Origin of the sequence: Pseudomonas urmiensis (assembly GCF_014268815.2) — a bacterium.
In the GTDB taxonomy this organism is placed as follows: Bacteria; Pseudomonadota; Gammaproteobacteria; order Pseudomonadales; family Pseudomonadaceae; genus Aquipseudomonas; species Aquipseudomonas urmiensis.
On record NZ_JABWRE020000001.1, the window covers coordinates 5,490,624 to 5,511,086 of the forward strand.

Annotated in this window: 22 protein-coding genes and 1 pseudogene; 3 read left to right on the top strand and 20 right to left on the bottom strand. The window is 63.7% G+C overall.

What is annotated here, in order from left to right; genetic code table 11:
- Nucleotides 1–60: 60 nt before the first annotated feature.
- The 11 genes and pseudogenes from HU737_RS26715 to ubiE all read right to left on the bottom strand — a co-directional run bounded on the left by HU737_RS26715 (nt 61) and on the right by ubiE (nt 8,143).
- Nucleotides 61–933 (bottom strand): methyl-accepting chemotaxis protein, encoded by an 873-nt coding sequence (locus HU737_RS26715; RefSeq protein ID WP_372353299.1) that lies wholly within the window; start codon nt 931–933, stop codon nt 61–63.
- A pseudogene (locus HU737_RS26720) lies at nt 916–1,977 on the bottom strand (methyl-accepting chemotaxis protein); the annotation flags it as partial. The pseudogene HU737_RS26720 and the gene HU737_RS26715, both read right to left, overlap by 18 nt.
- Nucleotides 1,978–2,078: 101 nt before the next feature.
- Nucleotides 2,079–2,786: a 16S rRNA (uracil(1498)-N(3))-methyltransferase gene (locus HU737_RS24765; protein ID WP_186557346.1), complete on the bottom strand. Its 708-nt coding sequence runs from the start codon at nt 2,784–2,786 to the stop codon at nt 2,079–2,081.
- Nucleotides 2,783–3,574 carry a twin-arginine translocase subunit TatC gene (gene tatC, locus HU737_RS24770; protein WP_186557347.1) on the bottom strand — a complete coding sequence of 264 codons (792 nt, stop codon included), beginning with the start codon at nt 3,572–3,574 and terminating at the stop codon, nt 2,783–2,785. The genes HU737_RS24765 and tatC overlap by 4 nt, the downstream gene beginning before the upstream one ends.
- Complete coding sequence (gene tatB, locus HU737_RS24775; RefSeq protein WP_186557348.1) at nt 3,571–3,990, bottom strand: Sec-independent protein translocase protein TatB; 420 nt, start codon at nt 3,988–3,990, stop codon at nt 3,571–3,573. The genes tatC and tatB overlap by 4 nt, the downstream gene beginning before the upstream one ends.
- 3 nt (nt 3,991–3,993) lie before the next feature.
- Nucleotides 3,994–4,278, bottom strand: coding sequence for a twin-arginine translocase TatA/TatE family subunit (locus HU737_RS24780; RefSeq protein WP_186557349.1), 285 nt, complete (start codon nt 4,276–4,278; stop codon nt 3,994–3,996).
- Between the two features lie 67 nt (nt 4,279–4,345).
- Nucleotides 4,346–4,675, bottom strand: a complete 330-nt coding sequence (locus tag HU737_RS24785; RefSeq protein ID WP_186557350.1) for a phosphoribosyl-ATP diphosphatase — start codon at nt 4,673–4,675, stop codon at nt 4,346–4,348.
- 1 nt (nt 4,676) lies between these two features.
- Nucleotides 4,677–5,069 (bottom strand): phosphoribosyl-AMP cyclohydrolase, encoded by a 393-nt coding sequence (hisI, locus tag HU737_RS24790; RefSeq protein WP_186557351.1) that lies wholly within the window; start codon nt 5,067–5,069, stop codon nt 4,677–4,679.
- Nucleotides 5,070–5,142: 73 nt separating this feature from the next.
- The gene (gene ubiB / locus HU737_RS24795; RefSeq protein ID WP_186557352.1) at nt 5,143–6,753 is read right to left on the bottom strand and encodes a ubiquinone biosynthesis regulatory protein kinase UbiB; all 1,611 of its coding nucleotides are present in this window, start codon (nt 6,751–6,753) and stop codon (nt 5,143–5,145) included.
- Nucleotides 6,750–7,373 (bottom strand): ubiquinone biosynthesis accessory factor UbiJ, encoded by a 624-nt coding sequence (locus HU737_RS24800; protein ID WP_186557353.1) that lies wholly within the window; start codon nt 7,371–7,373, stop codon nt 6,750–6,752. Before HU737_RS24800 ends, ubiB begins: the two co-directional genes overlap by 4 nt.
- Nucleotides 7,373–8,143 carry a bifunctional demethylmenaquinone methyltransferase/2-methoxy-6-polyprenyl-1,4-benzoquinol methylase UbiE gene (ubiE, locus tag HU737_RS24805; protein WP_186557354.1) on the bottom strand — a complete coding sequence of 257 codons (771 nt, stop codon included), beginning with the start codon at nt 8,141–8,143 and terminating at the stop codon, nt 7,373–7,375. The genes HU737_RS24800 and ubiE overlap by 1 nt, the downstream gene beginning before the upstream one ends.
- A gap of 124 nt (nt 8,144–8,267) precedes the next feature.
- Between ubiE and HU737_RS24810 the strand changes: the two genes are divergently transcribed.
- From HU737_RS24810 to HU737_RS24820, 3 genes are all read left to right on the top strand, one after another.
- Complete coding sequence (locus tag HU737_RS24810; protein ID WP_186557355.1) at nt 8,268–8,543, top strand: polyhydroxyalkanoic acid system family protein; 276 nt, start codon at nt 8,268–8,270, stop codon at nt 8,541–8,543.
- 158 nt (nt 8,544–8,701) lie between these two features.
- The gene (locus tag HU737_RS24815) at nt 8,702–9,121 is read left to right on the top strand and encodes a phasin family protein (protein ID WP_186557356.1); all 420 of its coding nucleotides are present in this window, start codon (nt 8,702–8,704) and stop codon (nt 9,119–9,121) included.
- Between the two features lie 10 nt (nt 9,122–9,131).
- Complete coding sequence (locus HU737_RS24820; protein ID WP_186557357.1) at nt 9,132–9,899, top strand: phasin family protein; 768 nt, start codon at nt 9,132–9,134, stop codon at nt 9,897–9,899.
- A 114-nt stretch (nt 9,900–10,013) separates the two neighbouring features.
- Here the strand turns inward: HU737_RS24820 and HU737_RS24825 are convergent, their stop codons facing one another.
- The 9 genes from HU737_RS24825 to HU737_RS24865 all read right to left on the bottom strand — a co-directional run bounded on the left by HU737_RS24825 (nt 10,014) and on the right by HU737_RS24865 (nt 20,454).
- Complete coding sequence (locus tag HU737_RS24825; protein ID WP_186557358.1) at nt 10,014–10,628, bottom strand: TetR/AcrR family transcriptional regulator; 615 nt, start codon at nt 10,626–10,628, stop codon at nt 10,014–10,016.
- 4 nt (nt 10,629–10,632) lie between these two features.
- Nucleotides 10,633–12,315, bottom strand: a complete 1,683-nt coding sequence (gene phaC / locus HU737_RS24830; protein WP_186557359.1) for a class II poly(R)-hydroxyalkanoic acid synthase — start codon at nt 12,313–12,315, stop codon at nt 10,633–10,635.
- 171 nt (nt 12,316–12,486) lie between these two features.
- Nucleotides 12,487–13,338 carry a poly(3-hydroxyalkanoate) depolymerase gene (phaZ, locus tag HU737_RS24835; RefSeq protein WP_186557360.1) on the bottom strand — a complete coding sequence of 284 codons (852 nt, stop codon included), beginning with the start codon at nt 13,336–13,338 and terminating at the stop codon, nt 12,487–12,489.
- 60 nt (nt 13,339–13,398) lie between these two features.
- Nucleotides 13,399–15,078 carry a class II poly(R)-hydroxyalkanoic acid synthase gene (gene phaC, locus HU737_RS24840; protein WP_186557361.1) on the bottom strand — a complete coding sequence of 560 codons (1,680 nt, stop codon included), beginning with the start codon at nt 15,076–15,078 and terminating at the stop codon, nt 13,399–13,401.
- Nucleotides 15,079–15,432: 354 nt separating this feature from the next.
- Nucleotides 15,433–15,810: a gamma-butyrobetaine hydroxylase family protein gene (locus HU737_RS24845; protein ID WP_186557362.1), complete on the bottom strand. Its 378-nt coding sequence runs from the start codon at nt 15,808–15,810 to the stop codon at nt 15,433–15,435.
- A 193-nt stretch (nt 15,811–16,003) separates the two neighbouring features.
- Entirely contained in the window at nt 16,004–17,350 is a 1,347-nt protein-coding gene (hslU, locus tag HU737_RS24850; RefSeq protein ID WP_186557363.1) for an ATP-dependent protease ATPase subunit HslU, read from the bottom strand.
- A gap of 76 nt (nt 17,351–17,426) precedes the next feature.
- The gene (gene hslV / locus HU737_RS24855) at nt 17,427–17,957 is read right to left on the bottom strand and encodes an ATP-dependent protease subunit HslV (RefSeq protein WP_158458616.1); all 531 of its coding nucleotides are present in this window, start codon (nt 17,955–17,957) and stop codon (nt 17,427–17,429) included.
- A 224-nt stretch (nt 17,958–18,181) separates the two neighbouring features.
- Nucleotides 18,182–19,453, bottom strand: a complete 1,272-nt coding sequence (locus HU737_RS24860) for a dihydroorotase (RefSeq protein WP_186557364.1) — start codon at nt 19,451–19,453, stop codon at nt 18,182–18,184.
- A complete protein-coding gene (locus HU737_RS24865) occupies nt 19,450–20,454 on the bottom strand; it encodes an aspartate carbamoyltransferase catalytic subunit (RefSeq protein ID WP_186557365.1) in 1,005 nt (334 codons plus the stop codon). Before HU737_RS24865 ends, HU737_RS24860 begins: the two co-directional genes overlap by 4 nt.
- Between the last annotated feature and the right edge of the window lie 9 nt (nt 20,455–20,463).

The window sequence follows — 20,463 nt, forward strand, 5'->3', positions numbered from 1 at the left end:
TCTTCGCGGGCAAGCCCTATAGGAGTGGGCTTGCCCGCGAGAAGCCCTCGATGACACCCATCAGAGCCGGAACTTACCGACCAGCCCCTGCAAGTGGGTACCCAGTCTGGCCAGTTCAACGCTGGAGCTGGCGGTCTCCTCGCTAGCCGCTGAGGTCTGGTCAGAAATATCCCGCACGTTCATCACGCTGCGGTTGATTTCTTCGGCCACCGCGCTCTGCTGTTCTGCGGCGGTAGCAATCTGCTGGTTCATCGCCTGGATCGAGGACACCGTGCGGGTAATGGTTTCAAGAGAACCACCCGCACGGCGGGTCAGTTCGACGCTGCTGTCGGTCAAACCGCGGCTGGCGTCCATGACACTGGCCACGCGTTGCGTGCCGGTCTGCAAGCTGGCGATCAGTTCCTCGATCTCTTCGGTCGATTGCTGGGTGCGCTGGGCCAGGCTGCGCACTTCGTCGGCGACCACGGCAAAGCCGCGCCCGGCCTCGCCTGCGCGGGCAGCCTCAATGGCGGCGTTGAGCGCCAACAGGTTGGTCTGCTGGGCCACTGCCTTGATCACATCCAGCACGCTGCCGATCTTGTCGCTTTCGGCCTTGAGCTGGTTCATCGCCTCGCTGGAGTTGACCACCTCGCCGGCCAGGCGCTCGATCTGGGCGATGGCTTCGCCAACCACGCGGTCGCCTTCACGGGCCTGCTGGTCGGCTACCAGCGCCGCTTCCGAGGCCTGTTCGGCATTGCGCGCGACCTCATGCACGGTGGCCGCCATTTCGTTCATCGCGGTGGCGACCTGGTCAGTCTCGACCTTCTGGTTGTTGACGCCCGCGCTGGTCTGTTCGGTCACCGCCGAAAGCTCCTCGGCAGCACTGGCGATCTGGGTGACGCCGTCGCCGATGCCGCCGATCAGCTCGCGCAGGCTCAGGGTCATGCGCTGCATGCTGGCTTGTAGCTGGCCCAGCTCGTCGCGGCGGTCCACTTGCAGGTTCTGGGTCAGGTCGCCTGCCGCGACCCGCTCGGCGGCGGTCAGGGTCTGGCGCAGGGGCACGATGATCTGCCGGGTGATCGCCCAGGCCGCGATCAGCCCGAGCAGCAGCGCCAGGGCGGTGGCGCCGGCAAGCAGGGTCTTGGCCTGTTGGGTGCCTTGGTCGCGAACCTGGGTTTGCGAGCGGGTCATCTGCTGCGCAGTGTCGAGCAGGATCGTGCCTTGCTCGGCCATGTGCTTGAGTGCCTGCTCGCTGGCATCCTGGGCATTGCCGACCTGGATCACGGCATCCCGATAGGCGGCCAGCGCGCTCGCTGCGTCGTCCAGGCTGGCAGCGTGCTCGGCGCCGACTTTGCCCGGCAGTGCCTTGAGTATTGGCATGGCCTGGTCGATGGCATCGAGCGCGGTGCGCTGGAACTCTGCTTTGCCGCTGTAGGTGTAGCCCCGGACCTGGAAGCGCGCCTGTTGCAGTTGGGCGCTGACTTCGACGGCCTCCTGGTACTGGCCGATATCACCGCCTTGCAGCAGGCGTTGCTGGACCTTGCTGATCAGCTCAGCGGCTTTGTCGGCGCTGTCGCCCAGCACTTGGCGGCCAGCAGTGCGCTGCTGATCAGCCTGTCTGAGCTGCTGGAATGCCTGCTGGTACTGCCGCACCGCTTCGCGCTGCTGCTCCAGGCGCTTGAGGTCGTCGGGCTGCTCGATCTGGCCGAGCATGAACTGCACCTGGTTCTGCAGGCTGCTCAGGGCTTTTTCCAGTTCGGCTACCGAGGCTTCATTGCGATCACGCGCGTAGTGCTGCCGGGCGATGCGCAACTCCTGGGTGCCTTGATGGATCACCGAGATATTGCCGAGCTTATCGCCGCGGCTGGTGACACTGTCCACACCGAACCATCCGGTCAAGGTGATGGCCAAGGTCAACAGCAAGACCAGGCCAAAGCCAAAGCCCAGCTTGCGGCTGACACTCATATTTCCCAGAGACTGGGCAAACCACTGGTACATGTTCGACTCCCCGGCGTTTGGCAGCGCAGATTATTGTTGTGCTGCAAAGGCCATCGGCTTGCGCCGGGGAAACTTGATGGGGGAAAGGTCTGACTGATGCGTCAGAAAATTCGTGACAGCAACGCCGTGACGGCAGTCTCTACGCGCAGGATGCGTTCGCCCAGTTGCACCGGTGCCAGGCCAGCCTTGCCCAATAGCTCGACTTCGTAGGGGATCCAGCCACCTTCGGGGCCAATCGCCAAGGTTACCGGCTCGTTCACGGCGCGGGGGCAGGCAGGGTAGGGGCCGGGGTGACCGACCAGGCCGAGGGTGCCTGCGGCGATGGCGGGCAGGCGGTCTTCGACGAACGGCTTGAAGCGTTTCTCGATGATCACTTGCGGCAGTACCGTGTCGCGAGCCTGCTCAAGGCCGAGGATCAGGTTGTCACGGATCGTCTCGGGGTTGAGAAACGGCGTCTGCCAGAAGCTCTTCTCGACTTTGTAGCTGTTGACCAGGATCAGCCGGGGCACGCCCAGGGTGGCGACGGTCTGGAACAAGCGCCGGAGCATTTTCGGGCGCGGTACCGCCAGTACCAGGGTCAGTGGCAGTTTGGCTGGGGGTTGCTGGTCGAAGGCGACCTGCAATTCGGCCTCATGGCCCTCCAGGCGTACCACTGTGGCCTGGCCCATCAGCCCGTTGATACGCCCCACGCGCAGGCTGTCACCCACTGCAACGCGGTGGATTTCCTGCATGTGGGTGAAGCGACGATCAGCCAGCACGACGCGGTCGGCCGCGATGAAGTCGGCCTCTTCGAGCAACAACAGGTTCATGGCTGGGTCGCTGGCGGCTGGTCGTTGTGGTCGTCTGCGCCAGCCTCGTCGACATGGTCGCGCTTGCGGATCAGGCCGCCGCACAGCACGCCGATCTCGAACAACAGCCACATCGGCACGGCGAGCAGGGTCTGCGAGAAGATGTCTGGCGGGGTCAGGATCATGCCGACCACGAAGCAGCCGATGATCACGTAGGGACGGATCTTCTTCAGGTACTTGACGTCGACTACGCCGATCCACACCAGCAGCACCACCGCCACCGGGATTTCGAAGGCGACGCCGAAGGCGAAGAACAGGGTCATGACGAAATCGAGGTAACTGGCGATGTCGGTCATCATCGACACCCCTTCCGGCGTGGCGCTGGCGAAGAAGCCGAAGATCAGCGGGAACACCAGGAAGTAGGCGAAGGCCATCCCGGCGTAGAACAGCAGGATGCTGGAAATCAGCAACGGAATGGCGATGCGCTTCTCGTGGCGATACAGGCCCGGTGCGATGAAGCCCCAGATCTGCTGGAGAATGAACGGAATCGCCAGGAACAGCGCGACGATCATGGTCAGCTTGAACGGCGTGAGGAACGGCGAGGCCACGTCGGTGGCGATCATCGTCGCATTGGCCGGCAAGTGATCGCGCAGCGGCGCCGAGACCAGGGTATAGATCTGTTGGGCGAACGAGAACAGCCCGGCGAAGATCAGGAAGACAACGACAACGCAGCGCAGCAGGCGCGTGCGCAATTCGGTCAGGTGCGAGACCAGCGGCATTGGCTGATCGTGTTCCGGTCTATCGCTCATGGGACTCGTGGCGTCTGGGGTGGCTCAGGAGGGGTAGCAGGGCTGGCGGGCGTGCTGGCATCGGCTGGAGTAGCCGCGTGGCCGCTGGCTGGCGCTGCGCCTTGCTCTGGCGCAGCGGCTGCAGGCGTGCTGGCGGCGGCCGGCGTTTCGGCTGGCTTGGCGGGTTCGGCCAGCGGATTGAGGATGCGCCGAGCCTCCTGTTCCATCGACAGGATGTGCTCGTTGTGCAGCTGGCGGCGGATGTCGTCGGCACCGATTTCGCGCTCGACTTCCATCTTGATGCTGTTGAAGCTGCGCTTGAGCCGCCCGATCCACAGCCCCGCAGTGCGCGCGGCGCCCGGCAGACGCTCGGGGCCGAGCACCACCAGGGCGACCAGGCCGACGAGCAGCAGCTCGCTGAAGCTGATGCCAAACATGGGTCAGTCTTTCCGCTGTGGCTCTTGGACCGGCTGGGCCTGGCCTTCGATGGTGGTGTGCGTCTGGTTCAGCGGCGCGGTGTTGTGCGGCTGCTGGGTGGGTGGCACGGGCTGCACCGGTGGTGGGGTCTGCTCGGCGGGCTTGTTCTCTTCGTCGCTCATGGCTTTGCGAAAGCCCTTGATCGACTCGCCCAGGTCACCGCCGAAGTTTTTCAGCTTCTTGGTGCCGAACACCAGGACCACGACGACCAGCAGGACGATCCAGTGTTTCCAGTCAAAAATACCCATGGTGTACTCCCTTGAATGATGTGTTGGCCGAGCCGACGCTATCGCGGGGCAAGCCCGCTCCCACCGGTCAGCTTTGCCGGGCGGCTTTTTCGTCGTGGCCGGACAGGCCGAAGCGGCGGTCCAGTTCGTCCAGCACCGCTTGTGGGTGTTGGCCCAGCGCGCTGAGCATCACCAGGCTATGGAACCACAAGTCTGCGGTCTCGTAGATGACATCGCTGTAATCACCGCTGTGTTCGGCGTCTTTGGCCGCGATGATGGTTTCTACCGATTCTTCGCCGACTTTCTCAAGGATCTTGTTCAGGCCCTTGTGGTACAGGCTGGCCACATACGAGCTGTCCGGGGCCGCGCCTTTGCGGGCCTCCAGCACTTCGGCCAGACGAGTCAGGGTATCGCTCATGTCAGTGTCCTGCGCTGTAAATTGCATCGGGATCTTTCAGGACCGGGTCGACGGTGTTCCACTGGCCATTTTCATAGACCCGGTAGAAGCAGCTTTCGCGGCCGGTATGGCAGGCGATCTGGCCCAGTTGCTCGACCATCAGGATGATCACGTCGGCGTCGCAGTCCAGGCGCATTTCATGCAGTTTCTGCACGTGGCCAGACTCTTCACCTTTACGCCACAGCTTGCCACGCGAGCGCGACCAGTAGATGGCGCGCTGCTCGGCGGCGGTCAAGGCCAGCGATTCGCGGTTCATCCAGGCCATCATCAGCACGCGTCCGGTCTGGTGGTCCTGGGCGATCGCCGGTACCAGGCCATCGCTGTTCCACTTGATCTCGTCCAGCCAGTCTTTCATCGTCGACTCCAAAACCGGGCCCGCTCCTGTACCGGGCCTGTTGCGCTAGTGTGCCAGCCAGCGGCGCGGCTGGCTATCGGCGCACGATCAGGTAAAGGCCCGCCGCGAGCATCAGCCAGGCCGGCCAGGCAGCGGGGGCGCTGAGACTGACCGCGCCGGCTGCCAGGGTCGCGCCGCCGCCGAGCAGGCCGGCGCCGAGCAGGCGCAGCGCCCAGTTGTCGGTTTGGCGACGGCGCTCAGGTAGTTGCGGGTCGTGCAGGTGCGGCTGCGACAGGCGTTCGAGCAGGTCGCGGGTCATGTCGGCCAGGTGCGGCAGCTGCTCGGCCTGGCTGTACAGGTTGCCGAACACCGCCTTGGGGCTCATGCGGTCACGCATCCAGCGCTCCAGATACGGCTTGGCCGTGCTCCATAGGTCCAGGTCGGGGTACAGCTGGCGGCCCAGGCCTTCGATGTTGAGCAAGGTCTTTTGCAGCAGTACCAGCTGCGGCTGGACTTCCATGTTGAAGCGCCGGGCGGTCTGGAACAGGCGCATCAGCACCTGGCCGAAGGAGATGTCCTTGAGCGGTTTTTCGAAGATCGGCTCGCACACGGTGCGAATCGCCGCTTCGAATTCGTTGACCTTGGTATGCGCTGGCACCCAGCCGGAGTCGATGTGCAGCTGCGCTACGCGGCGGTAGTCGCGTTTGAAGAAAGCGATCAGGTTGCGTGCGAGGTAGTCCTGGTCTTCGGCGGTGAGGCTGCCGACGATGCCGCAGTCGATGGCGATGTACTGCGGGCTCCACGGCTTGACGGTGCTGACGAAGATGTTGCCTGGGTGCATGTCGGCATGGAAGAAGCTGTCGCGGAACACCTGGGTGAAGAACACCTCCACGCCGCGCTCGGCCAGTAGTTTCATGTCGGTGCGCTGGTCGGCCAGGGTCACCATGTCGGTGACCGGCACGCCATAGATGCGCTCCATCACCAGCACTTTTGGCCGGCACAGGTCCCAATACACTTGCGGCACGTACATCAGCTCCGAACCTTCGAAGTTGCGTCGCAGTTGGCTGGCGTTGGCCGCCTCACGCAGCAGGTCGAGCTCGTCGTAGATGGTTTTTTCGTAGTCGCCGACCACTTCCACCGGGTGCAGCAGGCGGGCATCGGCAGAAACCCGCTCGGCGCCCTTGGCGATCAGGAACAGCCAGGCGAGGTCTTGGGCGATCACCGGCTTCAACCCCGGGCGTACCACTTTGACCACCACCTCTTCACCGGTTTTCAGGCGCGCCGCATGCACTTGGGCCACGGATGCCGAGGCCAGCGGCTCGACGTCGAAGCGGCTGAACACTTCACCGACCTTGGCCCCGAGCTGTTCTTCGATCAGCGCGACAGCTTGCTTGGGGTCGAACGGCGGGACGCGGTCCTGCAGCAGCATCAACTCATCGGCGATGTCGATCGGCAGCAGGTCGCGGCGGGTCGACAGCAGTTGGCCGAACTTGATGAAGATCGGCCCCAGATCCTGCAGGGCCAGGCGCAGGCGTGCGCCGCGGCTGAGCTCGGAGGCCTTGCGCGGCAGCCAGCGCCAGGGCATGAGCAGGCGCAGGCTGCGCAGCCACCAAGGCAGGGGCAGGTCGAACAGCAGGTCATCGAGGCGGTAGCGGATCACGACGCGCTGGATGCGCAACAGACGGCGGACGGCGAGCAGCTTCATGCGTTATCGCTGGTATCAAGGGATCGGGCAAGGCGGCGGATGCGCGCCTCGAGGCGTTCTATGTCGATTTTCACGGTGTCGAGCTCGCTGAATGCAGCTTCGGCTTCGCGGCGGCCGACCAGGGTACGGGATTCTTCGGCCAGGTACTCGGACAGGTTCTGGCTGAACCGCGCCAGGCCCTGGCGGGTCCAGCGTGCGCGTAGCCGTACGTGGCCGGCGAGCATGGCCGTGGGCACCGGGCCGAGCCAGCGCGACAGCTCGTACTCCCAGTCCAGCTCCAGGTCCTGCAGCACCGCAACCAGGTCGAGCAGCACGGCGCTGTCGCCATGCAGCTGGACTTGCGGGCTGTGCAGCACGGCGCTCTTGTCCTTGGCCAAGGCCAATTGCACCAGGCTGCCGGCAGGCGCGCGCAGGGTGCAGTCGGCTTCGCCTTCCCAGTGAGCGGCAAGCATCAGGCCGTCTTCGTCGGGCAGGATGTACAGCTGCAAGGCCGGCTGCACGCAGTCGACGGCGATCACCTTGCCTTCCAGCGCGGCCAGGCGCGGCAGGGCCGTGCTGTCCATGCGCAGGATGCGGTTAAGGCCATGCTCGACGCTGGCAAGAAGGCCGGCCAACAGCATCAGGGTTTGATCCCCCGGTGTACGGCAACGATGCCGCTGGTCATGTTGTGGTAGGTGACGCGGTCGAAGCCGGCATCGACCATCATGGCCTTCAAGGTTTCTTGATCAGGGTGCATGCGGATCGACTCGGCCAGGTAGCGGTAGCTCTCCGAATCATTGGTGATCAGCTTGCCTGCCAGCGGCATGAAGGCGAACGAGTAGGCGTCGTAGGCCTTGGACATCAGCTTGTTGGTCGGCTTGGAGAATTCCAGCACCAACAGCCGGCCACCCGGCTTGAGCACGCGCAGCATGGAGCGAATGGCTTCGTCCTTGTGGGTCACGTTGCGCAGGCCGAAGGCGATGGTCACGCAGTCGAAATGGTTGTCCGGGAATGGCAGCTTTTCTGCGTCGGCCTGGACGAACTCGATGTTGCCGGCAACGCCACGGTCGAGCAGGCGGTCACGGCCGACCTTGAGCATCGACTCGTTGATGTCGGCCAGCACCACTTGGCCGGTAGGGCCGACCAGGCGCGAGAACTTGGCTGCCAGGTCACCGGTGCCACCGGCGATGTCCAGCACCCGATTGCCACTGCGCACCCCGGACAGCTCGATGGTGAAGCGCTTCCACAGACGGTGCATGCCGCCGGAGAGGACGTCGTTCATCAGGTCGTATTTGGCGGCCACCGAGTGGAACACCTCGGCGACTTTCTTCGCCTTCTGGCTTTCTGGGACGTCCTTGAAGCCGAAATGAGTGGTGGGTTCGGCGTGTTCGCCTTTGCGCTGGTCGTTCATATCGCATCACCGGAAAAAATTACCGCCATTCTAGGGGCAACGGGCGGATTTGTCTTGGCGGGGTGTGCCGTGCGGCGGGGGCGGGCATAATGAGGGCATTGTCTTCATATTCAGGATTGCCCGCATGACCCAGATCAGCGTTGAACGCAAACATGCCCTCGGCCGCGACGCCGCCCGCGCCAAGGCCGAGGCGCTGGTGGACAAGCTGACCCGCGAATACGACCTCAAGGCCCAGTGGAATGGTGACCGCGTGGATGTGTCGCGCAGCGGCGCCAATGGCAGCGTGCACATTGGTGAGGACAGCATTCGCGTCGAGCTCAAGCTGGGCATGATGCTGTCGATGATGAGCGGCACGATCAAGGGTGAGATCGAGCGGGCGCTGGATAAGGCGCTGGCCTGAGTCCGTGTATTGGGGCCGCTTTGCGGCCCATCGCAGCCGCAAAGTGTGTCAGCCACCACCGCTTAGGGTGATGATTCTAATTTTTCTCCCTACCTTTGTGCTCAAGCCCTGAATCCATGGGCAGTTCCTCCATCCCCTATGAGCGTGAGGTGCAGAGCATGGCCAAAATCAATTTGAAGAAAAATGACGACGCCCAGGGCACCCTGGGCGAGGTGCGTAGCTATGCGCGTCGAATCTGGCTGGCAGGCATTGGCGCATACGCCCGTGTCGGTCAGGAAGGCAGCGAGTACTTCAAAGAGCTGGTGAAGGCTGGCGAAAGCGTCGAGAAGCGTGGCAAGAAAACCCTCGACAAGAAGCTCGATGCCGCCAATCACCAGATCGATGAAGCCGGTGAAGAAGTCAGCCGCGTACGCGGCAAGGTCGAGGTTCAGCTCGACAAGATCGAAAAAGCTTTCGATGCACGTGTCGCTCGTGGCTTGAATCGCCTCGGCATTCCGTCTAAACATGACGTTGAGGCGTTGTCCATCAAGTTGGAACAACTGCACGAGTTGCTCGAGCGTGTCGCGCGCAAACCATAAGGAGAGCAGGATGGCTGGCAAGAAGAACACCGAAAAAGAAGGCAGCTCCTGGATCGGCGGAATCGAGAAGTACTCCCGCAAGATCTGGTTGGCTGGCCTGGGTATCTACTCCAAGGTCGATCAAGACGGCCCCAAGCTGTTCGATCAACTGGTCAAGGATGGCGAGAAAGCCGAGAAGCAGGCGAAGAAGACTGTCGACTCGGCCGCCGACGGCGCCAAGTCTGCCACCACTTCGCGGGTGTCGGATGTCAAAGAGCGTGCGCTGGGCAAGTGGAGCGAGCTTGAAGAGGCCTTCGACAAACGCCTGAACAGCGCCATCTCGCGCCTGGGCGTGCCGAGCCGCAACGAGATCAAGGCTCTGCATCAACAGGTCGATACGCTGACCAAGCAGATCGAGAAGCTGACTGGCGCGTCGGTTACGCCGGTGTCCAAGGCGGCGGCGAGCAAGACTGCCGCCAAGCCACTGGCCAAGGCTGCGGCTAAACCTGCTGCCAAGACCGCCGCGGCGAAACCTGCGGCCAAGCCTGCGGCGAAAACCGCGGCGGCCAAACCTGCTGCAGCGAAACCAGCAGCCAAGCCTGCTGCTGCCAAACCTGCGGCAAAACCTGCTGCGGCGAAAAAGCCAGCAGCGAAGAAGGCATCGCCTAAACCGGCAGCAGCCAAGCCAGCCGCTCCGGCGGCCAGCGCGGCACCCGCCGCTACTGCGGCACCCGCGCCAAGCGCAGCTACCGCTAGCAGCGCGCCGTCGGCACCGGTGAGCGCGGTCACTCAGGCCTGATACCGGGTCGTCCTTATCGCGTGTCAAGCCCGCTCCCACGTTAGCCCTGACTCATCCGGGCTGCGTGGGAGCGGGCTTGCCCCGCGATGCTTTCAGGCGCTATAGCGCTGATGTTCACCCCTCCAGATACTTCATCGCCAACTGCTCGGCGGCCTTGCGCGCCGGTGCCTGCAAGTGCGGCGCCACCAGCATCATCACCTGATACACCACCACCCCGACATCGCCCTCACGGCCCAGCACGCGCTGGTAATCCAGTGAGAACATCAAGGTCAGGGTGATCTGTTCCACCAGTTGCCCCAGCGCCTGGGTCTCGCTGGTTACCTGCCCTTGCGACTTGAGGCTGGCCAGCAGCGCCGCCAGCGTGCGCTTGATCGCGTTGATCAGGCTGCGCATGCCGCGCGCCAGTTTGGGCAGGCGCCCGGTCAGGTTGGACAAGTCCTGGAACAGAAACCGGTACTGCGCCATGCGTTCGACGATCAGGTGCAGGAACAGCCAGTAGTCCTCGGCATCCAGGCGCACATCCAGTGGCGGGTCGAGCAGCGGCATCAATGCCTCCTCGAAGCGCTCGAACAGGCCATGGACCAACGGCTCCTTGCCGTGGAAGTGGTAGTACAGGTTGCCTGGGCTGATACCCAGCTCGTTGGCAATTTCCAGGGTCGAGACATTCGGCTCGCCTTGCTGGTTGAACAACTGCAAGGCGCATTCAAGGATACGATCACGGGTCTTCATGCGTTCAGCGCGCCAATACGTAAGTGCCCGGTGCCGGCCCCAGGGGTGGATAGGTGGTGTTGCCCAACTCGACGCGCGGCTCCTTGAGCGGCCCTGAACGCTGGCTGATCCACTCCAGCCACAGCGGCCACCAACTGCCTTCGCTGCGTGTGGCATCGTGGAACCAGGCCCGGGGGTCGCTGGATAGCCTGGGGTTGTCCAGGTAGTAGGCCTTGGGGTTGCCAGGCGGGTTGATAATGCTCTGGATGTGGCCGCTGTTGGCCAGTACGAAGCGCCGCTCGCCGCCGAGCAGTTGCGCCGAGCGGTACACCGCATCCCACGGGGTGATGTGGTCGTTGCTGCCGGCGACGTGAAAGCTGTCCAGCGCGACCTGCTTGAGGTTGATCGGCGTGCCGCACACCTCCAGCCCGTCGGGGTGGGTCAGTGGGTTGTGTTTGAAAAAATCCAGCAGGTCGCCATGCAGCGCGGCGGGCAGGCGGGTGTTGTCGGCATTCCAGTAGAGGATGTCGAAAGCCGGCGGCGTCTTGCCGAGCAGGTAATTGTTGACCCAGTAGTTCCAGATCAGGTCGTTGGGCCGCATCCAGGCGAAAATCCGCGCCACCTCGCCGCCATCGAGCACGCCGCGCTGGTAGGAGCGACGCTTGGCCGCCTCGACTGTCTGTTCATCGGCGAACAAGCTGGCGGGGCTGTCGAACTGGCTGTCGAGCAAGCTGACCAGGTAGGTGGCGCTGCGCACCTTGCGCAGCTGCTTCTTGGCCTGCAGGTGGCCTTGCAGCGCGGCCATGGTCAGGCCGCCGGCACAGGCGCCCATCAGGTTGGGATCGCGATTGCCGCTGATGCTGCGGCAGGCGTTGAGCGCTTCTTCCAGCGCCTGCACGTAGCTCGACAGGCCCCACTCGCGGTGGCGCGGATCGGGGTTGCGCCAGCTGACCATGAACACCTGTAGGCCGTTCTTGAGCATGTGCTGGACGAAGCTGTTGGTAGGGCTGAGGTCGAAGATGTAGTACTTGTTGATCTGTGGTGGCACCACCAGCAGCGGCCGGGCGTACTGCTTTTCGCTCATCGGCTTGTACTGGATCAGCTCCAGCAAGTCGTTGCGAAACACCACCGCACCTGGGGTAGTGGCGACATTGCCGCCGACCTCGAAGGCGCGTTCGTCGACCTGCCGCGGCAGGCCGTCGTTATGACGCAGGTCATCGAACAGATGGCTCAACCCGCGCACCAGGCTTTGCCCGCCGGTGTTGAGCAGCTCCTTGACCGCCAACGGATTGAGCAGCGAGTTGCTCGGGGCCAGGGCATCGTTGATCAGGCTGAATAGAAAATGCGCGCGGGCGCGGTCGTCATCGGACAGCGAGCTTTCCTCGATCCACAGCCGGGTTTGTTTTTGCCAGGCCAGATAGGCCTGCAGGCCGCGCCGGTAGAAGGGGTTCTGGCTCCAGGTGGGATCTTTGAAGCGACTGTCGCGCGGGTGCGGCTGGTAGGGGGTATCGCCGAGCATGACCCGGCCCAGTTGGCCGCCCAGGGCCAGCAAGTGGCGGGCGGTGTGCAAGGGGTTGGTCAAGCCGTGGTGGCCGACGTGGCGCAATGTGCTAATCAGATCGCGGCCGCGCAGGCCAGTGATGGCGTTCTGCACGTTCATGATCGTGGCGGGGACCTGTGCGGTCCCTTTGGCCGGCTTTTCCTTCATGACAACACTCCCTCGTCGTTACGGTGTCGGTCGTGCCGGCCTCATCGCGGGGCAAGCCCGCTCCCACGCTAACCTGCTTCATAGCGGACTGCGTGGGAGCGGGCTTGCCCCGCGATGAGGCCGTCACTGACACAACCAAGCCAGTTGGCGCCTCCAAGCACAGCGCCCCACTCAACCACCGGAGGCGGGGCGGGGATGCATGACCGCACGCTGACGCTCTTGTTGGAGGAACTTCATGATGATCGGGGCGACGGCCTCGGCCCGGGTGATCAGAAACAAGTGGCCGTCGTCGATTATGTGTAGCTGGGCATTGGGAATTCGCCAGGCCAACAGGCGCATGTTGATCAACGGGATCAGCGGATCGTCGTCGCCGGCCAGCACCAGGGTCGGCTGGCTGATCTTGTGCAGCCAGTGAATGCTGGTCCAGCCTAGCCCGGCGAACAGCTGCCAGTAGTAGCCCAGCTTGCCGCCCGAGCGAACCTTGGCGGCGTGGTGCATGGCCAGGTCCGGGTCGCGGCGAAAACCACCGCCATAAATCATCGGTGCAATGCGGATCACATGGGAGGGCTGCACGTAGCGCCGCGGGCTGGCCATCATCCACAGCACCTTGGGCTTGCCCGGCACCATCACTGCCCCGGCAGCGGTGGCAGCCAGCACCAATTTCTTGCAGCGCTCGGGGTAGTCGTAGGCAAACTGCTGGGCCAGCGCCCCGCCCCAGGACACGCCGATGACGTTGACCTGGCCGTAGTCCAGGTAATCGAGCATCCGCGCGGTCAGCTTGGCCAACCCAGGAAAGCGATAGGGATGGCGCGGGGTCGAGGAACCGCCGACGCCGGGCACGTCGAAGGCAATGACTTCCAGGTCCGGATCCAGCGCCTCGATGAACGGGAACACCAGCTCCAAGTTGGCGCCGATGCCGTTGAAGATCAGCAGCGGCGTCAGGTGCGGTTTGCCTGGGCGGACCGCGGTGCGGATGGACTGGTTGTCCAGCTCGACGGTCCTGAAAACGTAGGGTTGCGACATGCGCGACACTCGGTAAGGGGTCAATCGCCGTGGCGCCCAGCAGCGGCCACGGCGTCCTGCTCAACGCTCGTGAACGTAGGTGCCCGGCGCTGCTTCGCCAGCGGCGTAGGCGCGGTTGCCCAGGCGCGTCGGGGCCTTTTTCAATTCACCCGCGCGCTCGCCCAGCCAGCTCTGCCAGTGCAGCCACCAGGAGTCGGCGTGCTTGCTCGCGTTCTCTTGCCAGACCAGCGGTTCGTTGGGCCGGTCTTCACCGGTCAGGAAGCGCGCCTTGGGGTTGCCGGGTGGGTTGAGAATGCTCTGGATGTGCCCGCTGTTGGACAGCACGAACTCGATCTTGCCGCCGAACAGGTGCGCCGAGCGGTAGCACGACTGCCAGGGCGTGATGTGGTCGGCGGTGCCGGCGACGCTGTAGATGTCGCACTTGACCTGCTTGAGGTCGATGGCCGTGCCGCACACCTCCAAGGCCTCGGAGCGGGTCAGCGGGTTGTTCTTGAACATCTCGATCAGGTCGCCATGGAAGGCGGCCGGCAAGCGCGTGGTGTCGTTGTTCCAGAACAGGATGTCGAACACCGGCGGCTCGTTGCCGAGCAGGTAATTGTTGACCCAGTAGTTCCAGATCAGGTCATTGGGGCGCATCCAGGCGAACACCTTGGCCATGTCGCTGCCTTCGAGCACGCCGGCCTGATAGGAGTGGCGCTTGGCCGCTTCCAGGGTCTGCTCGTCGACGAACAGCGCGACCTGGGTGTCGACCGTGGTGTCGAGCACGCTGACCAGTAGGGTCAGGGCGTTGACCTTGTTCTCGCCAAGGGCTGCGTAGTGGCCGACCAGCGCGGTGCAGGTAATGCCACCGGAGCAGGCGCCGAGCATGTTCAGGTCCTTGGCGCCGGTAATCGCCAGTACCGCGTCGACCGCTTCCTTGAGCGCATCGATGTAGGTCGACAGGCCCCATTCGCGCTGGGCCTTGGTCGGGTTGCGCCAGCTGATGATGAAGGTCTGCTGCTGCGAGCGCAGGCAGAAGCGCGCCAGGCTCTTTTCCGGGCTGAGGTCGAAGACGTAGAACTTGTTGATTTGCGGCGGCACCACCAACAGCGGCCGGGCGTGCACCTGCTCGGTGATCGGGCGGTACTGGATCAGCTCCAGCACGTCGTTGCGATAGACCACTGCACCTTCGCTGGTGCCGAGGTTCTTGCCGACCTCGAAGGCGTCCATGTTGACTTGGCTGGGCATGCCGCCGTTGTTGACCATGTCCTTGGCCAGGTTGGACAGGCCATCGAGCAGGCTCTTGCCGCCGGTCTCGAAGAAGCGCTTGACCGCTTGCGGGTTGGACAGGGTGTTGGTCGGTGCCATGGCCTCGGTCATCAGGTTGATGACGAACTGGCCGCGGCTGATGTCCTGGGGCGACAGATCGCTTTCGCTGATCCAGTCGTTGAGCTCCTTGCGCCAGGCCAGGTAGGTCTGCAGGTAGCGCCGATAGAGCGGGTTGTGGCTCCAGGCCGGGTCGTTGAAGCGACGGTCGTCGCCCTCGGGGTGCAGGCTGGATTTGCCCAGCAGCACGTTTTTCAGTTCCAGGCCGAAATGCGCAATATGTTTGGCACTGTGCAGCGGCTGGCGCACGGCTTGACGCAGAACGGTGCGCGCTGAACTCAGCAGATCCTTGCGGCGAATCCCGATCACCGGGTTCAGGCCCAGGGTGTTTTCCGAGGCTTGCCGCTGCAACTCATCGTTGTTCTTGCTACTCATCTACGACGCTCCGTTGTCCTGAGACGAGTACCGGTTGGCTGTGGCGGGTACACAGACGACTGCCCGGTACTGCTTGCTCGGGTGACCAGTGATAAGGAACAGCGGTGCTGCGACCGGATGCGTGTCGGTGATGAGCTGCGGGTTTTTCTGCGTGTGAAGACAGCCTGCTTTCGCTCGCGACCTCTACAACAACCGGCCTGGCCCTGCTTGCCCGAGAAGCAATGCAGGGAACTTGCCAGCTCCATTGGTTACCCGACTTTCATGTAATGCGCAAGACAGCCATTGCTTGGCGCTCGTGCAGCCATTCAAGCAGACCAAATTAGAAAATGCGCTCTAATCCTTGAGAGCCCTGAGCTAGAGCATCAGTTTGACCACTGATTCGGACGGGTCGCGAGATTTTCCGGCCTTGCTCAGTTCATCGAGATACTCCGCCCACAGCTGCGCTTGGCGCAGGCACAGTTGCTCAAGGTACTCCCAGGTGAACAATCCGCTGTCATGGCCGTCGTCGAAGGTCAATTTCAGTGCATATTGACCGGCCGGTTCCAGGCCGGTGAGGCCGACGTTGATCTTGCCAAATTGCAGGATGGGATTGCCGTGGCCCTGGACCTCGGCGGAGGGCGAGTGCACGCGCAAGAACTCGGCGGGCAGGTGATAGACCTCATCTGGGCCGTAGGTCAGGCTCAGGGTTTTCGAGGCTTTGTGCAGGTTGATTGCGGTGGGCAGGCGGGCCATGGGCGGAATCTCTCGGGGCTTTATGCTGCAAGCTTCGGGCTTGGAGAGATTAGATTCAAGCGGGGGCTGATTCGCTGGAGCCTTCAGAAGGCGTGGGAGCGGGCTTGCCCCGCGATAGCTGGCGTTGCTGCCGACGCTATCGCGGGGCAAGCCCCGCTCCCACGCGCCGCTCCCATTACCCTCGGGAAAGGTGTTACAGGATGTAGCGCGACAGATCTTCGTTCTGCGCCAGCTCACCGAGGTGGCTGTTCACATACGCGGCATCGATGCGAATCGGCGCTTCGTCATGCGCGCTGGCCAGGTCGCCAGCACTGAACGACACCTCTTCGAGCAAACGCTCGAGCAGGGTGTGCAGGCGACGCGCACCGATGTTCTCGGTCTTCTCGTTGACCTGATAGGCAATCTCGGCCAGGCGCTGGATACCGTCGCCGACGAACTCGATGTTGAGGCCTTCGACCTTGAGCAGCTCGCGATACTGTTCGGTCAGCGAGGCATGCGGCTCTTGCAGGATGCGCTCGAAGTCGCCTGGGGTCAGTGCCTTGAGTTCAACGCGAATCGGCAGACGGCCTTGCAGCTCAGGCACCAGATCGCTCGGCTTGCTCAGGTGGAACGCGCCAGAAGCGATGAACAGGATGTGGTCGGTCTTGACCATGCCCAGCTTGGTGTTGACGGTGCAGCCTTCGATCAGCGGCAGCAGGTCGCGCTGCACGCCTTCACGGGAGACGTCGGCGCCGCCAACATTGCCACGCTTGGCAACCTTGTCGATTTCGTCGATGAACACGATACCGTGCTGCTCGACCGCTTCCAGGGCCTTGGCCTTGAGCTCTTCTTCGTTGACCAGACGGCCCGCTTCTTCTTCGCGGACCATTTTCAGCGCTTCCTTGACCTTGAGCTTGCGGGCTTTGCGCTTGCCCTTGCCCATGTTGGCAAAAAGGCTTTGCAGCTGGTTGGTCATCTCTTCCATGCCGGGGGGCGCGGCGATTTCGACGCCCATGGATTCGGCGACTTCGATCTCGATTTCCTTGTCGTCCAGCTGGCCTTCGCGCAGGCGCTTGCGGAACAGCTGACGGGTGTTGGAGTCGCTGCTCGACTGCGAAGCTTCTTCGGCGAAGCTGCTGGCGCTGCGCGCCTGCGGCAGCAGGGCGTCGAGGATACGGTCTTCGGCGGCGTCTTCGGCGCGGTGGCGCACGCGAATGATTTCCTGCTCGCGGAGCATCTTCAGCGCAGCGTCGGCCAGGTCACGGATGATCGACTCGACATCACGGCCAACGTAGCCGACTTCGGTGAACTTGGTCGCTTCGACCTTGATGAACGGCGCGTTGGCCAGCTTGGCCAGGCGACGGGCGATTTCGGTCTTGCCGACGCCGGTCGGGCCGATCATCAGGATGTTCTTCGGCGTCACTTCAGCGCGCAGCTCGGCAGGCAGCTGCATGCGCCGCCAGCGGTTGCGCAGGGCGATGGCCACAGCGCGCTTGGCGTCTTCCTGGCCGATGATGTGGCGGTTGAGTTCGTGGACGATCTCGCGGGGGGTCATGGACATGATCAATGTGGTCCTTGGGCGCAGTGGGTCAGCGTGGGAAAGCCCAACCACCGGGGTTGGGCGCCAAGACAGCTGATCACTCGGCCAGGTCCTGCTCCTCGATGGTCAGGTTGTGGTTGGTGAACACGCAGATGTCGCCAGCGATATTCAGGGCGGTCTCGGCGATTTCGCGGGCCGAGAGGTCGGTCTTGTTCAGCAGCGCGCGGGCAGCGGCCTGGGCGAAGGCGCCGCCGGAGCCCATGGCGATCAGGCCATCTTCCGGTTCGACTACATCACCATTGCCGGTGATGATCAGCGAGGCGTCCTTGTTGGCCACTGCCAGCATGGCTTCCAGGCGGCTCAGGGAGCGGTCGGTACGCCATTCCTTGGCCAGCTCGACGGCGGCGCGGACCAGGTGGCCCTGGTGTTTTTCCAGTTGGCCTTCAAAGCGCTCGAACAGGGTGAAGGCATCGGCGGTGGCACCGGCGAAGCCGGCGATGACCTGGCCGTGGTACAGGCGACGAACTTTTTTCGCGTTGCCTTTCATCACGGTGTTGCCGAGGGAAACCTGGCCGTCGCCCGCCATGACGACTTTGCCGTGGCGGCGGACTGAAACGATGGTAGTCAAGGGAGAGTCTCCACGCAGCGGGGCGAAAATGCCTGATGCAGACTCATATGGGGGGAGGGGGGAAGAATTTCAACCGGGGAGGATGAATGGTCGCCGAATGCAACCTGAAGGGTGTGGCGTGGGAGCGGGCTTGCCCCGCGATAGCAACGATGCAGACACATTGCTATCGCGGGGCAAGCCCGCTCCCACGTGACATGCCACTCTACGCGTGGTGCGCGTCGTGATCAGGCCTCGTGGCAGACGTGGCCATCGACCAAGGTATAACGCACCGCACTCGGTAGGCAGTGGCCGATGAACGGGCAGTTCTCGCCGCGTGACAGCCATTGTTCGCCAGCTACCGTCGATGCCTTTGGATCGAACAGCACCAGGTCCGCCGCACCGCTGACCTTCAGCTCACCGGCCGGCAGACGCAGCGCCTGCGCCGGGCCTGCGGTCAGGCGTGCGAGCAGGGTCGGCAGATCGAGCAAGCCGTCTTCGACCAGGGTCATCGCCAGCGGCAGCAGCAGCTCGACACTGCTGATACCCGGCTCGGTAGCGCCGAACGGCGCCAGCTTGGCATCGCGCTCGTGCGGTTGGTGATGGCTGGAGATCGCCTGGATAACCCCCGACTTGACCGCTGCACGCAGACCGTCACGGTCGGCCGCAGTGCGCAGCGGTGGCTGCACGTGGTACAGGCTGGAGAAATCGCGCAGCGCCTCGTCGGTGAGGATCAGCTGGTACAGCGCCACATCGGCCGTCACCGGCAGGCCAAGCTCTTGCGCCTGGGCGATCAGCCGCGCGCCACGGGCGCTGGTGATCTGGGTGAAGTGCGCACGTACGCCGGTCTGCTCGACCAGCAGCAGGTTGCGCGCCAGGGCCACGGTTTCGGCACTTTCCGGAATCCCCGGCAGGCCGAGGAAGCTGGCCATGGCGCCTTCATGGGCCAGGCCGCCGTGCGACAGGTCGCGATCCTGCGAGTGAAAGACCACGGTCAAGTCGAAAGTCGCGGCGTATTCCAGGGCGCGGGCCAGGGTGCGGTTGTTGGGGATTTCCTTCAAACCGTTGCCGAATGCCACGCAACCGGTGTCGCGCAGGGCGACCAGTTCGGCCAGTTGCTCGCCTTCCAGGCCCTTGGTCAGGGCGCCGATCGGGTAAACCTTGCTGTTGCCGGCCTCGCGGGCGCGGTCCAGCACCAGTTCGGCGACCGCCGAGGTGTCCAGCACCGGGCGGGTCTGCGGCGGGCAGCACAGGCTGGTGACGCCACCGGCGACTGCGGCGCGGGTTTCGCTGGCGATGTTGCCCTTGCGGCTGTAGCCCGGCTCGCGCAGGGATACATCGAGGTCGACCAGGCCAGGGGCTGCTACCAGGCCGTCGGCCGGGATCGTGCGGCTGGGGTTGAAGCCGGCAGGGGCGGCGCCTAGGGCAACGATCCGGCCGTTTTCCAGGTGCAGGTCGGTGATGGTGTCCAGGCCGCTGCTGGGGTCAATCACCCGGGCGCCAAGAATGCTGATACTCACAGGGCGTTCTCCAGGTCCAGTAGTCGTTGCGCGTTCTGTCCGCTCATGGCCATCGACAGCACGGCCATGCGTACGGCAATGCCGTAGGTGACCTGGTTGAGGATCACCGAGTGTTGGCCGTCGGCCACGGCCGATTCGATTTCCACGCCGCGGTTGATCGGGCCAGGGTGCATGACGATGGCATCCGGTTTGGCTCCAGCCAGGCGTGCGGTGGTCAGGCCGAACAGGCGGTAGAACTCACCTTCGCTGGGCAGCAGGCCGCCGGCCATGCGTTCACGCTGCAGGCGCAGCATGATCACCACGTCGACGTCCTTGAGGCCTTCGGCAAGATCGGTGTAGACCTTCACCCCGTATTGCTCGATGCCTACTGGAATCAGGGTCTTCGGGCCGATCACGCGGATGTCCGGGCAACCCAGGGCCTTGAGCGCGAGCATGTCCGAGCGGGCTACGCGCGAATGCAGGATGTCGCCGACGATGGCCACCGAGAGGTTCTCGAAGCTGCCCTTGTGGCGACGAATGGTGAGCATGTCGAGCATGCCCTGGGTTGGGTGCGCGTGGCGGCCGTCGCCGCCATTGATCACTGCCACATCCGGGCAGACGTGTTCGGCGATGAAGTGCGCCGCGCCAGAGTCGGAATGGCGCACGACGAACATGTCGGCGGCCATCGCTTCAAGGTTGCGCAGGGTGTCGAACAGGGTCTCGCCTTTGCTGGTCGAAGAGGTCGACACGTTCAGGCTGATGACGTCGGCCGACAGCCGTTGGGCGGCCAGTTCAAAGGTGGTGCGGGTGCGGGTCGAGTTCTCGAAGAACACGTTGCACACGGTCTTGCCGCGCAGCAACGGGACTTTCTTGACGGCCCGGGCGCCGACTTCGAGGAACGAGTCGGCAGTGTCGAGGATCTCGGTGAGCAGTTCGCGAGGCAAACCGTCGAGCGAGAGGAAGTGGCGCAGCTGGCCCTGATCATTGAGCTGCAGCGGGCGCTTGGCGTCGAATGGCGTCATCGCGGGGGA

What these genes read in the sequence shown, in the direction of transcription:
- HU737_RS24785 (WP_186557350.1), bottom strand. Translation starts at nt 4,675, where the DNA reads ATGAGCGATACCCTGACTCGTCTGGCCGAAGTGCTGGAGGCCCGCAAA.
- HU737_RS24765 (WP_186557346.1), bottom strand. Translation starts at nt 2,786, where the DNA reads ATGAACCTGTTGTTGCTCGAAGAGGCCGACTTCATCGCGGCCGACCGC.
- HU737_RS24780 (WP_186557349.1), bottom strand. Translation starts at nt 4,278, where the DNA reads ATGGGTATTTTTGACTGGAAACACTGGATCGTCCTGCTGGTCGTCGTG.
- HU737_RS24865 (WP_186557365.1), bottom strand. Translation starts at nt 20,454, where the DNA reads ATGACGCCATTCGACGCCAAGCGCCCGCTGCAGCTCAATGATCAGGGC.
- HU737_RS24815 (WP_186557356.1), top strand. Translation starts at nt 8,702, where the DNA reads ATGGCCAAAATCAATTTGAAGAAAAATGACGACGCCCAGGGCACCCTG.
- tatB (WP_186557348.1), bottom strand. Translation starts at nt 3,990, where the DNA reads ATGTTTGGCATCAGCTTCAGCGAGCTGCTGCTCGTCGGCCTGGTCGCC.
- phaZ (WP_186557360.1), bottom strand. Translation starts at nt 13,338, where the DNA reads ATGTCGCAACCCTACGTTTTCAGGACCGTCGAGCTGGACAACCAGTCC.
- ubiE (WP_186557354.1), bottom strand. Translation starts at nt 8,143, where the DNA reads ATGAACGACCAGCGCAAAGGCGAACACGCCGAACCCACCACTCATTTC.
- HU737_RS24800 (WP_186557353.1), bottom strand. Translation starts at nt 7,373, where the DNA reads ATGCTGTTGGCCGGCCTTCTTGCCAGCGTCGAGCATGGCCTTAACCGC.
- ubiB (WP_186557352.1), bottom strand. Translation starts at nt 6,753, where the DNA reads ATGAAGCTGCTCGCCGTCCGCCGTCTGTTGCGCATCCAGCGCGTCGTG.
- phaC (WP_186557359.1), bottom strand. Translation starts at nt 12,315, where the DNA reads ATGAAGGAAAAGCCGGCCAAAGGGACCGCACAGGTCCCCGCCACGATC.
- HU737_RS24845 (WP_186557362.1), bottom strand. Translation starts at nt 15,810, where the DNA reads ATGGCCCGCCTGCCCACCGCAATCAACCTGCACAAAGCCTCGAAAACC.
- HU737_RS24825 (WP_186557358.1), bottom strand. Translation starts at nt 10,628, where the DNA reads ATGAAGACCCGTGATCGTATCCTTGAATGCGCCTTGCAGTTGTTCAAC.
- phaC (WP_186557361.1), bottom strand. Translation starts at nt 15,078, where the DNA reads ATGAGTAGCAAGAACAACGATGAGTTGCAGCGGCAAGCCTCGGAAAAC.
- HU737_RS24810 (WP_186557355.1), top strand. Translation starts at nt 8,268, where the DNA reads ATGACCCAGATCAGCGTTGAACGCAAACATGCCCTCGGCCGCGACGCC.
- HU737_RS26715 (WP_372353299.1), bottom strand. Translation starts at nt 933, where the DNA reads ATGCAGCGCATGACCCTGAGCCTGCGCGAGCTGATCGGCGGCATCGGC.
- hisI (WP_186557351.1), bottom strand. Translation starts at nt 5,069, where the DNA reads ATGAAAGACTGGCTGGACGAGATCAAGTGGAACAGCGATGGCCTGGTA.
- HU737_RS24820 (WP_186557357.1), top strand. Translation starts at nt 9,132, where the DNA reads ATGGCTGGCAAGAAGAACACCGAAAAAGAAGGCAGCTCCTGGATCGGC.
- tatC (WP_186557347.1), bottom strand. Translation starts at nt 3,574, where the DNA reads ATGAGCGATAGACCGGAACACGATCAGCCAATGCCGCTGGTCTCGCAC.
- hslU (WP_186557363.1), bottom strand. Translation starts at nt 17,350, where the DNA reads ATGTCCATGACCCCCCGCGAGATCGTCCACGAACTCAACCGCCACATC.